9 protein-coding genes and 1 pseudogene are annotated in these 12,217 nt (G+C 55.4%); 9 read left to right on the forward strand and 1 reads right to left on the reverse strand.

Annotated elements, in window-relative coordinates; genetic code table 11:
* From ENZ74_RS07540 to ENZ74_RS07580, 9 genes and pseudogenes are all read left to right on the forward strand, one after another.
* Positions 1-1,094 (forward strand): annotated as a pseudogene (locus ENZ74_RS07540) (helicase SNF2); the annotation flags it as partial.
* Complete coding sequence (locus tag ENZ74_RS07545; protein ID WP_082826468.1) at positions 1,082-2,137, forward strand: phospholipase D-like domain-containing protein; 1,056 nt, start codon at positions 1,082-1,084, stop codon at positions 2,135-2,137. The pseudogene ENZ74_RS07540 and the gene ENZ74_RS07545, both read left to right, overlap by 13 nt.
* Complete coding sequence (locus ENZ74_RS07550) at positions 2,091-3,830, forward strand: site-specific DNA-methyltransferase (protein ID WP_245462691.1); 1,740 nt, start codon at positions 2,091-2,093, stop codon at positions 3,828-3,830. Before ENZ74_RS07545 ends, ENZ74_RS07550 begins: the two co-directional genes overlap by 47 nt.
* The gene (locus ENZ74_RS07555; RefSeq protein ID WP_063168131.1) at positions 3,827-6,517 is read left to right on the forward strand and encodes a DEAD/DEAH box helicase family protein; all 2,691 of its coding nucleotides are present in this window, start codon (positions 3,827-3,829) and stop codon (positions 6,515-6,517) included. The genes ENZ74_RS07550 and ENZ74_RS07555 overlap by 4 nt, the downstream gene beginning before the upstream one ends.
* A gap of 45 nt (positions 6,518-6,562) precedes the next feature.
* Entirely contained in the window at positions 6,563-7,087 is a 525-nt protein-coding gene (locus ENZ74_RS07560) for a hypothetical protein (RefSeq protein ID WP_127224114.1), read from the forward strand.
* 112 nt (positions 7,088-7,199) lie between these two features.
* Entirely contained in the window at positions 7,200-9,098 is a 1,899-nt protein-coding gene (locus ENZ74_RS07565) for a DUF262 domain-containing protein (protein ID WP_063168129.1), read from the forward strand.
* 206 nt (positions 9,099-9,304) lie between these two features.
* A complete protein-coding gene (locus tag ENZ74_RS07570; protein WP_206617027.1) occupies positions 9,305-10,096 on the forward strand; it encodes a HipA family kinase in 792 nt (263 codons plus the stop codon).
* Entirely contained in the window at positions 10,093-10,944 is an 852-nt protein-coding gene (locus tag ENZ74_RS07575; RefSeq protein ID WP_063168127.1) for a DUF3037 domain-containing protein, read from the forward strand. Before ENZ74_RS07570 ends, ENZ74_RS07575 begins: the two co-directional genes overlap by 4 nt.
* 216 nt (positions 10,945-11,160) lie before the next feature.
* A complete protein-coding gene (locus ENZ74_RS07580) occupies positions 11,161-11,775 on the forward strand; it encodes a recombinase family protein (RefSeq protein ID WP_063168126.1) in 615 nt (204 codons plus the stop codon).
* A 149-nt stretch (positions 11,776-11,924) separates the two neighbouring features.
* Here ENZ74_RS07580 and ENZ74_RS34675 read toward each other — a convergent pair.
* On the reverse strand, positions 11,925-12,217 hold a 293-nt coding region (locus ENZ74_RS34675; protein WP_206522264.1), incomplete at its 5' end, for a hypothetical protein.

Consider the following 12,217-nt stretch of genomic DNA (forward strand, 5'->3'; position numbering starts at 1 on the left):
AAGGGAAGGTCTTGGCCGTAGTCCAAAGTTGCCGGACAGAAGCGCAGGTAGACGAGGCGTTCAAGAAGCTCGAATCCGAGCTTGAAGAGCAGATCAAAGCCGATATGGCCGAGACCCGCCAGCAACTGTTCGACCTGTTCGACGCGTCGATCGTGGACATGCTCCGGCAGCGGGGAACGGAAATCGAACGCACCATGTCCGATTTCGAGCGCCGCCTATGGTTGCTGGCGCGCGCCGAGCTTCCGGAAGCGAAATTCCACACCGACGGAATTGCCCGGTTCGATCATGACGGGAAAACGTGGTCGACCGCTTGGCCCCAAGCGGACGAGCAAGGTTGGCAATTTTTTCGTTTGGGAGACGGAACACTGGCCGATCGCCTGGTCGAGGTTGCCCGCACACGCGACCTACCGGAAACGAAACTTGCCTTCGACTACAAGGTCTACCGAGCCGACGGCCAGCCCCGGCTTTCCGACCTTGAGCACGTCGGCGGCAAGAGTGGCTGGCTGAAGGTTTCACTTTTGAAGGCGGAGACCGCAATGGGATCGCGTGATAGCATTGTCATTGCGGCCGTGACGGACGACGGGCAGGTGCTGGCCTCCGAAACGGCCGAGCGCTTGTTCCAGATACCCGCATCCATCGCGGCGATTGATGCCGAATATCCGGCCAACCGCATGGCCGGGATCGACAGGGAAGCGTTGGGCGCTGCGCAAAAATCCGCCGAGGACGAAAACCGGAAATGGCTCGAAGAGGAAACCGTCAAGCTTGAAGCCTATGCCGAGGATCTCGAAAAATCGAATGACATACGTGTCAGGGAACTGGACCTGGAGGCGCGCAACGCCCGGCGGGCACTTCGGGCCAATCAGGCGATTCCGCTAGTCGAGAAGGTAGCGGAAGAACGCCGGATCAAGAAGCTTGAAGGCGAGCGGGATGACCTCAAAATGTCGACCTTCCAGACGCTCCGCGAAATCCGGAAGGAGGTCGACAGCAAACTCGACGAGGTCGCCGCGAAGCTGGCGATTACGCCCAAGGTAACACCATTGCTGACGGTGAGGTGGGAGGTGCTATCGGGGGGCAGCAGCCTATGGATGTCTTAGTCCAAAGTGCTGGAACGGCAGAAACGCTTGGCAATGCAGTCAGAGCATGGAGTGAACATCGCCCGTGTACAGGGTTCTGGGTAGCCGCAGCCTACGCCACTGTCTCGGGAGTTCGTGAATTGCTTGGCGCATTAACGATGATGGATGCGCCTGAAACGCATTGGCTCGTGGGGCTAGATGACTATATCACCCAACCCGGAGCTCTCAGGTTGATTCAATCTCTTCCTGGAGCGCAAATTCGCGTTGCAGGCCTCTCAAGCAAAGATGCGAGGTTCCATCCCAAGCTGTATTTTTTCAAGTCAACATCGAAGGAAGAGACCAACCTCCTAGTTGTCGGTTCGGCCAATCTGACTCGTGCTGCTCTCCGTAAGAATTGCGAGGCCAACGCAATTGGCACTGGAGGCAAGAATTCTACTGAAGCCTTTGATGCGGCTTGGTCGCAGTTGTGGAGCATCGGCGAGGAGCTTACAGCGGAGAAATTGAGCGAATACGAGCAAACCTATCTAAAGATTCGACCGCTCCGAGACGCTATCGCGCGACTGACCACAGGCAAGAATGAGAAAGAGCCTCCTGTAAAGAAAGCTTTAGATTCCGACCAAACCGAAGTAGATCCAGCGCTCGCCACAACGTGCTGGATTGAGGGTGGCAATATCACGTTGATGGGAAAGGAGCTTGAGTTTAAAGCGGAGCAAGCGCTTTTCTTTGGGCTTTCCTCAAACGGCGGAGAGGATTCATATTTCAATTTCAAAACCTCGGCAGGGACTGTCGCTAAACTCAAAATGCGGTATCAGCAGAATCACATGTGGCGACTTCAACTGAACGATGAAGTTCCTGAGGTGAAAGTCGGGCTCAGACCGAAAAATCCAGATGGCAGTTTGGGCAGGTCACCGTATGTCGCCGTATTTGAACGGACAAAAATTGGAGGCACCTTCGTACTCGGGTTCCTTCATTTGGAGTCCAAAGAATTTTCTAGGTTGAAACGTCAATCTGAAAGATATGGGGCGACTGGTAGCACCATCGCGCGGCAATACGGATGGTTTTAACGTCGGAAAAATGATGAACGGATCAAAAAAACTAGAACTAACTTGGGTTGGAAAAGGCTCATCGCCTTCGATCGAACCACGTATTCTGGTTCCAGATGATGATTTCTCGCATATCGCAAGCGAGAAGAAGACTGGGGATCTTTATGCGAACTCTCTGATTCAGGCCGATAATCTATTAGCGCTTAAATCCCTCCAAGACGAGATCGGAGGTATGGTGAAGTGCATTTTTATTGACCCTCCGTATAATACCGGATCTGCATTTGAGCAATACCAGGATGGTGTTGAGCATTCTCTTTGGCTAAATTTACTAAACGATCGAATTAAGCTTCTCTACAATCTATTGGAGCCAACCGGTTCCTTCTGGGTGAGCGTTGATGACAACGAAGCGCATTATCTGAAAGTTATGTGCGACGAGGTGTTTGGTAGAGGTAATTTTATCGCGAATGTAGTCTGGCAGAAAAAGTATACCGTTTCCAACGACGCTAAGTATTTCAGCGACAACCACGATCATATTTTGGTGTACGCAAAAGAGCGAGAACGTTGGTCCCCCAATCGCCTGCCCCGCTCTGATGAAATGAATGCACGATATTCAAATCCGGACAATCATCCGAAAGGTCCATGGAAGGCTACACCACTGCACGCGAAGAGCGGCAGCGCGAAGGCAAAAGGATTCAGCTTTCAGTTCAAGAATGGGTTCGTTTGGCGGCCCCCTTCAGGAACCTTTCCAAGATTCTCTGAAGAGTCGTTGCGACGGATGGACGAGAACAGCGAGATTTGGTTTGGACAAGGCGGCACTTCACAGCCATCACGAAAGACCTTTCTTTCGGAGTTGTCGAATACGGGAACCCCACCGCTGACAGTGTGGCTAAGTTCAGATGTCGGGCATAATCATGAGGCCAAAACCGAGGTAAAGGCATTCAATCCGGATGATGTCTTCGCCACTCCAAAACCCGAGCGCTTGCTTCAGCGGATTCTTCACATTGCCACTAGTCCCGGTGATCTCGTCCTCGATTCATTCGCAGGGTCCGGGACCACGGGGGCAGTCGCGCACAAAATGGGCCGTCGTTGGATCATGGTCGAGTTGGGCAACCATGCTGTCACCCACATTGTCCCGAGGCTGAGGAAAGTCATAGATGGCGATGATCCTGGCGGCATAACGGCAGCGACCGGATGGGAAGGCGGAGGCGGGTTTCGGTTCTATCGCCTTGCGCCGTCGCTTCTGGAAAAAGACCGTTTCGGCAATTGGGTTATATCCAAGGAATACAATGCTGCCATGCTAGCCGAGGCGCTCTGCAAGCATCTAGGCTTCACCTATGCGCCCAGCCAAGACCCGGCCGAATACTGGCGGCACGGGTACTCGACCGAAAGCGATTTCGTATTCGTGACGACCCAGTCGCTGACCTATGACGCGCTGAAAAAGCTATCGGAGGAAGTCGGATCCAAGCGCAGCCTGCTGGTTTGCTGCAAGGCCTTTAACGCGAAGGAAGACAGTTTTCCGAACCTGACGGTGAAGAAGATTCCTCATTCAATCCTCGCGAAGTGCGAATGGGGTCGAGACGACTATTCGCTAAAAATTGCGAACCTGCCGGAGAAGGTGGATTTCGATGAGGTGGCGGAGCCGGACGCGTCGAAGCGCGGCAAAGCCGCAGCGGCAGCCTTGCCGCTTTTTGACAATGCGGAGGATGAGGCATGACCTCCCAACGGCTGCTTCAGCAGATAAAGGCTCGCCTTTCACTGCGCACGCCCCAGGCTGAGGCGCTCGACATCTTGGCGGACGTGCTCAACACCATCGAATTTTCCAAGGGCGCTGATCCCGTCGTCGCACTTGACGCAATCAAGGCGACCTATGCCACGGTGACGGATTTCGAGCGCGATTTCCCGTCGCTCTGTTTCGCGCTTGCGACAGGGGTCGGCAAGACGCGCCTCATGGGCGCTTTCATTGCCTATCTCTATCTCTCAGGACGGTCGAAGCACTTCTTTATCCTCGCACCGAACACCACTATTTACGACAAGCTCGTCGACGATTTCAGTCGGCAGAACTCCTCAAAATACGTATTCCGGGGCATCGCTGAATTCGCGCAGCTTCCGCCCATAGTCGAGACCGGGGACAACTGGGAACGCGGCTACGCCGTGCGTGGCGACCTTCTGGGCCAGACCGCTATCGTGTTCATCTTCAACATCGACAAGGTGAACAAGGAGCAGGGGCGCATCCGTAAGCTCCATGAATATATCGGCGAGTCCTATTTCGAGTACCTGTCGGCCCTTCCGGACCTTGTCCTCTTGATGGACGAAGCGCACCGCTATCGCGCCAAGGCGGGCATGAACGCCATTGCCGAACTGAAACCTGTTATCGGCCTCGAATTGACGGCGACACCACGTTCGGTTGGAGCCAAATCGGTTGCGTTCAAGAACGTGGTTCTCGATTACCCGCTTGGACAGGCGATGGCCGAGGGCTATGTGAAAGACCCGGCCGTCGCCACTCGCGAAGGGTTTCGCGTCGACAGCATCACGCCGGAACAGCTTGAACGGATGAAGCTTGAGGACGGGATTCACTGCCATGAAAACACTAAGGCAGAGCTAGCGATCTATGCACAACAGACCGGGCGCAAGCTTGTCCATCCCTTCATGTTGGTCGTGGCGCAAGACACCACGCACGCCAGCGAAATCCGGCGATACCTGGAATCGGATGGTTTCTTTCGGGGGCGCTACCAGGGTCGCGTGATCGAGGTTCATTCCGGAACGCGCGCGGAGGAGACTGAAGAGGCGACCGAGAAGCTTGTCGCACTGGAGCATGATGCGACGACCGATATCGTCATTCACGTCAACAAACTGAAGGAAGGCTGGGACGTAACCAACCTCTACACGATCGTCCCATTGCGCGCATCGGCTTCCGACATTCTGACGGAGCAGACGCTTGGACGTGGCCTGCGGTTGCCTTATGGCCAGCGCACGGGCGTGGAAGCCGTCGATCGCTTGACCGTCATCGCGCATGACAGGTTCGACGACGTAATCAAGGCAGCGCGCGATCCGGACTCGCTCATCTCGATTAGGAAGACCGTCATTGTCGGCGGCAGCGGCGACGTGTCGAATCTCGGCGCGCATGTGGTCGAAGCTCCTTCGAATGTTGAAACGATGCTTACCGGAAAAGCGGGAGCGTTTGAGGAATCCGAACAAACGTCTTACGTCTTCGAGACCCAGGAAGAGCGTGAGGTAGCGAAAGTCGCTTGGGATGTGATCCAGCGCGAGTTCGAACGCCGGATCAAGACCGGGATCGAAAAACTCGACACGCCAGAGATACAGGCTGAAATCACCAGCATCGTGAAGGCGGTCATGGCACCTGAACAGCGATGGTTCGAAAGTTTCGAACGAAAAACCGATGTCGCAGCGACCGTCGCTAAAGTCACGAAACAGATCGTCATGCACACGATTTCGATTCCCGAAATCGTCGTGCTGCCGACGACGCAGGTAAATTTTGGATTCAAGGATTTCGACCTTTCGAATCTCGAAACAATCGCCAGGCAGCCGCTCTCCGATCAGATCATGGTCCAACGACTCCGCGACGAGACGCGCGCCTTCCTTGCTCGCACGGTGGAAGGCTCGAAGGAAGAACGCTTAGAGAGCTATGTTGTCCGCCATCTCATGGACATGCCAGAGGTCGATTACGACACGCAGAGCGAGCTTCTGTTCAAGCTGGCGGGGCAGATGGTGGCGCGGCTTCAATCATACCTTGCGACCTCCGAGGACGTGGAGAACGTCCTTTTGACGCACGGCAAAGATCTCGCCAGGTTCATTTTCCAGCAGATGATGACGCACTATTGGGAGACCCCGACCGATTACCGAGCTAGCGTCTCAAGGGGTTTCGTCGTGATGAAGCCCCAGGCCTACAACGTCCCCAGCGAGGCATTCGTTCGGGATTTCCGAACGCCAGTCAGCCCGCTCAACCTTACACCAAAATATGTCTTCGAAGGTTTCGCCAAGTGCTGCTATCCGTACCAGAAATTCGACTCCGACACAGAGCGGGAATTCGCGGTCATCGTGGAGGCTGCCAGCGAAGCCGGAGTGTTGCGCTGGATGAAACCCGCAATCGGTCAGTTCAGGATCGAATACGCGTCCGGGCAGTCATACGAGCCGGATTTCGTGGTCGAGACTACCAAGGACAAGTTCATCATTGAGATCAAGGCGAAGAATGAGATGGCCGACCCGATTGTTCAGGCGAAGGCCAAGGCTGCCCGGAAATGGGTGCATCACGCAAATGAGCACGCCAGGGATACGGGCGGAAAGCCGTGGACTTATGTGCTCGTGCCACATGACGCGGTGAAGCCAAGCGCGACGCTGGCCTCGCTGGTTTCGGCCTATTCGCAGGCAGGGGAGCTTGTTTGAGGGCGTGACCAAGGTTTTGAAAAGGCCCGAGGGGGCATCGGTCCAGTGACCAGAATGAATCATGAAAGACCGATCTTCAAACTCCTGGCTGACCTCAAACGCGACAAGAGCAGAACGCCGCCAGAGAGCTTATTAAAACTGGAAAAGAAATATTCTTCGACCTTGCAGAGCAACGATGGCACCAAGCTAAGAGGATCTTCGGAGAAAAAGATCATCCATGAAGTGGCGCTAGGAATTTTCGATCATGTGAAGCGGCACAACGATGTTCGGGTCATTCACTCTCTGCTGAATGCCGTCGAAAAGGAAGTTTACAAATCGGCGATCAGCGAATGGTTTCGCCGTTATGGAAGGGTCGACACGGACGGCACCGGAAAATTCTCTCTATGCAAGGACAAGAATTTTGATCGTCCTTCGGCGGTTCAAAATCCCTTCTGGACGCTCACGCCGATTTTCACAAAGCAGCGGCCGTTCAATTTCGCCCGAGAACTAGAAAAACTCGTCGACAGGGCGACCGAACGGGCAGACAAGCCATCGCCCAGCGATGTTGTTGATCCAATCCTTCTCTCGTAGATAAAGCGGCTGATTGGGACACGCAGGTGAAGGCGCGAGGATAGCTTAAAACTATAAGTGTAGTTTGGCTCAGCGAATTATAAGCACACTCGATTAGGGGCGAATAGGGCTAATGCGACCATTTACAAGATCGATCATAGAGCTTTTTGACGGTAAGAGACGCTACCTGATTCCGCTGTATCAGCGGCAATACGCCTGGAAAGTGACCCCCCAACTGGAGTTGCTTTGGGAGGATATTCAGCGGGCTGCGGCAAAGCTTGAGGCGGAAGGCGTGTTATCTGCGCCCCACTTCATGGGAGCGATCGTGATCTCGCAGGTGAAAACGTTCGGCAAGCAGGTGCAGGCGTTTGAGGTCATTGATGGCCAACAGCGCCTTACGACCTTCCAGTTGCTCCTGACCGCCCTAAGGGACGTGGCAGCCTGCCACTCACCCGAATATGCGGACGAGGTAGCCAAGTACATCTTCAACGATGGTGTAATGGAGCAGCCAGAAGTCGAGCGGTTCAAGCTTTGGCCGTCACTCACCGACCGTGCTTCTTTCATCGGAGTGGTTGACGCTGAGGACAAGTCGGATGCGGCAACCTTCCGTTTGGATGATGAGCAGGGTGTGGTTCGCCCGTCGGTAGCGGCGCATGCGTTCTTCAAGGATCGCATCGAAAAGCACGTCCGGCCGAATGGTGAATATGATGCCTTTCGCATGGAGAAGTTGTTTGAGGCGTTACGCGTCGGGTTGGCAGCAGTATCAATCGAACTTGAAGGTGGCGATGACGCTCAGACGATCTTCGAAACGCTTAACAGCCGGGGAGTCGATCTGACCGCCGGTGATCTCATGCGTAACTTCATCTTTCAGCGAGCGAAAGGGTTGGGACAGACCAAGGGTTCTCTGAATGTAGACCGCCTGTACCAGGATTTCTGGCTCCCGCTCGACGGTTGGTTCTGGAAGGAAGGGGATACACGCGGTCGTCAGACGAAGTCCCGCCTGGATTGGCTGCTTGTCGACCACCTTACAATGAAGAAAGCGGAGACCGTTTCGGTCGACGATCTCTTTGAATCCTATCGCAGATGGATTTTGGACCTCACGCCGTTCACCTCCATCAAAGCTGAGCTCGAATCGATCGCAGCAAGCGCGGCAGTTCATCGACGGCTATCGGATCAGTCGACCGATGATCCTTTGGGACGCTTCGGGCGCTTTACCAAGGCGTTCGACGTGTCAACGGCCATGCCTCTCGTGCTCTATCTAGCGGGCGAAAGCGCGCTGGACGAAGGCGAGCTGCCCGATGCTCTCCGGCTGATCGAATCCTATATCGTCAGGCGCGATATCTGCGGCCTCACGACCGCCAATTACAACAAGTTCTTTGTCGATATGATCGCAAAGCTTCGCGCGGGCGGCCAAGTGTCAGTCGCGCGTGTTCATCAATTGCTGTCCGCGAGTCAGGCGGATGCGATCCGTTTCCCGCCAGACAGCGAATGGAAGGCGCAATGGCTTGGTCGCGACCAATACAAAGGGAGTCGTCAGCCGCGCCTTCGGTATCTGTTCGAGGCGCTTGAACACCAGAAAAGGAACGATCGCAGCGAAGTCGTCGCCATCCGGAGCGATTTGACGCTCGAACACATCATGCCGCAAAAATGGCGCGAGAATTGGCCCGTTCCGGGTTTTGATCACGTTGCGGCCGGCGAGGTGGATATTGACCAGGTTGCTCGCGAGGTTGACCGCGACAAGATCATAAACAAGCTCGGCAACCTCACACTGCTGACCCAGAAGCTGAACACGTCGGCTTCGAACGGATCGTTCTCGACCAAGATGCCTGCTGTGAGAGCACACACGGCGCTCGCGCTGAACCGGGAACTCCATCAGTACCAGGCATGGGATGAGGAGACCGTCTCACACCGTGGAAGCGCGCTGTTCGATACGGCGCTTTCGATATGGTCCGGCCCGACGATTGCTGAGCAGAATAATCAGAACGCAGGCGCAGGGCACGCGTTGACGCAGCAGGCCGACGCTGCGGAATAGGCGGCGCGGAAATGGGTTCACCATGCGAACGAGCATGCTAGGGAATGGGCGGAAACCGTCGTCCTATGTGCTTGTGCCGCATGATGCCGTGAAGCCGAGCTCGACGCTGGTGTCGGCGTACGCGCAGGCCGCGGAGTTGGTGTGACTGATCATAGTTTTTTGAGGGAGAGGGATGGCCAACAGCGCCGTCCCTGTGGGGGGGTGAATTGCTGGAGAGTGTAACGGCAACAGAGTTTCTGCGCCCGGCCTCTCAGGGTCGCACCGCTCCGATCCTTTTGATGTGCGAGGATGCGGCAGGAGAGACCGTCGAGGTTTTCTGCAAGCTATCCAGCGGATGCGATGCCGGGGTGTCGAGCTTGTCTCGGGAGAGCATAGGTGCCTGCTTGGCTGCGGACCTCGGATTGCCTGTTCCCCGTCCCTATTGGGTTCGGCTGCCCCCTGAGTTCATAGAGTCTGTTTCAGACGAGACTGTTCGCCAGAAGCTTGGCGTGAGCTCACCTGTCGGATTCGGATCACTGCGTGTTCCCAACCAGTTTGCAGCATGGGCGAAAGGCAATTTGATTACTGACACAATGATGCCTGACGCAACTGGTATTCTGATCTTCGATGCGATCATCCAGAATCCGGATCGACGCGACGGGAATCCCAACTGCTTGGTGAAGGGCGACAATCTGCGGATATTCGATCACGAGCTGGCTTTCATGACTGAGCAACTCCTGTTCTGGAAGCCGCCCTGGACACTAGGTGGCCTGAGTTGGGTCGGAGTGCCAGGAGCCCATATTTTCGTTGGGGGATTGAAGGGGCGGGATGTTGATTATGATCTCATCAAGGATCGCTGGGTTAACTTGTCAGATGAGGTGATTGCGAGCTATCAGACCGCAGTTCCGGACGAGTGGGCTGGCTCGGAGGCCGCCGTTCACGCAGCGCTTAAGCTAATTCGAGATGCACGAGACAACATCGACGGGTGTTTGGATGAAGTGCGGAGGATACTGAAATGAGCGATCGCCATCCCTACAACTTCATTGTCCTGCGTTATGTCCACGACATCGTAACCGGGGAGTTCGTGAACGTTGGCGTGATCTTGCATGTCTCACGTGAGGGCATCCTGAGGTGGCGCACGCGAAAGACCATAGGCCGTATCAAAAGCGTGTTCCCGGATCTCGATCGCGAGGCCTTCGTGGCTGCTATGCGGAGTGTCGAGCGGGGTATGCGTGGCGCTTCCAAGATGCTGCCCAAGGAGGGTCTGTTCAGGCAAGATCGCGGACTGGACTCCTACGCCAAGTCAATCGTACCGAATGACGACAGTTCCCTACAATGGTCACCTGTCAGCTCCGGTGTGACCAACGATCCATCGAAGACCTTCGAGCGTCTCTATGAGCGATTTGTTGGCCGCTACGATGTGACCGTGAAGGCCAGGAAGACTGACGAGGATATCTGGCGGCCCGTCCGTACCATGCTAGCCGAGCGGAATCTGAACGTGGAACTGGAAAAGAAGGTCTTATCCAGCAAAGCGGATAGTATCGAGTTCAAGCACGCATGGAAGAACGGCAGTTGGCATGCCTATGAACCGTTGTCGTTAGACTTGGCGGATGCTGATGGGATTAAGGACAAGGTCCGTCGCTGGCGTGGGCATCTTGCTGCTGTCGCAGATGACGCGCAAGAGCCGTTGAAGCTGCATTTCATTGTGGGTGCGCCAGAGAACCGTCAGCTTATGCCTGTCTACAAAAACGCGCTTGAGATCTTACGTGGCTCTCCATTCGCACCGGAGATCGTTGAGGAAACGCAGATCGCCTCATTGGTCGATGAAATCGAGGATGAAGTTCGGTCGCACAATCAGCGGATTTGATCCGTGATGGTGCAGCCTCCGCATGGCTAATCAGCAGCCATGTCGGAACGGCTCACGATCGTGAGGGGCGAGGATTAGGCACACAACTCTGTCTCGTCGAAAATCATTTGAGTATGCCTTTAGCGGACCGCGTTTTTAGGTGGTTCGATAATAACGTTTGACCACCCTAATCGTACCAGACAATATGAGACCATTCATATCGAACCGGGGCCTCATATGTTCGTCCGCGCCTATCTCCGAGCCTCAACGAAAGAGCAGGATGCCAACCGAGCCAAAGGTGACCTCCTCACGTTTGCCAAGGAACGTGGACTGCAAATCGCCGCTACCTATGTGGAGAATGAAAGCGGGGCCTCCCTCGCACGACCGGAACTCTTCCGACTCCTCTCGGATTGCCAACCAGGAGACATCCTGCTGATCGAGCAGGTGGATCGCCTCAGCAGGCTGAACGGTGCAGATTGGAATAAGCTAAAGGACGAAATTAGAGATCGACACATCAAGGTTGTCGCCCTCGACCTACCGACATCATGGGGCATGGCATCGGGGAATGCCGATGAGTTCATGTCCCGCATGGCAGACGCAATCAACAACATGATGCTCGATGTGATCGCGGCAGTCGCTAGGAAAGACTACGAGGATCGTCGGCGTAGGCAGACGCAGGGTATCGCGAAAGCCAAGAGCGAGGGAAAATATCGTGGCCGGCCTGAGGACAAGGCCCGCAATAAAGCGATCCAAAGCATGCTCACCAGCGGGCAAAGCTGGAGCACCATCATTTCGGCAACGGGATGCTCTCGGTCAACGCTGGCGAGGTTGGCAAAGGGAGTGGCGGGGTAAGACTGCCGGATGCCCGAAATTTTCGGCCGCGACATTTTGCACCCGGTTGCAAAGTCTCCCGGTGGCAGACTCATGCGAAGGGCCGTTGCGGCTTTTGTAGCTCCAAAGACGGCAGTTTCTGGGAGCATCGCGGCTAGTGTGCATTGGCTTCATTGAGTGTTCGATCTACCGAGGTGAGCCATGAAAGTCCGACAGAGCGACACGTTGTGCCGATGGATGAAGCCGGCTTCGGGGTATTCCGGCCCAGCGTAGGTCAATTCGATGTTGGACCATGTGGCCACCACCCAATCGGCGAACCTGTGTGCCTCACCGGGCGCCCCCCGCCAGTTCGTCGCTATACACTGCGCAACCGCCCGGCGCTGGTCATCCGGCCACGGTGCCGCAATGTTCGGCCAATGCTGTTCGGCAGACCGGTGTAACGTCTCCTCGATTGCCTCCAGCG

The sequence above is a fragment of the Mesorhizobium sp. M7A.F.Ca.CA.002.15.2.1 genome, from assembly GCF_003998715.1.
Classification (GTDB): Bacteria; Pseudomonadota; Alphaproteobacteria; order Rhizobiales; family Rhizobiaceae; genus Mesorhizobium; species Mesorhizobium ciceri.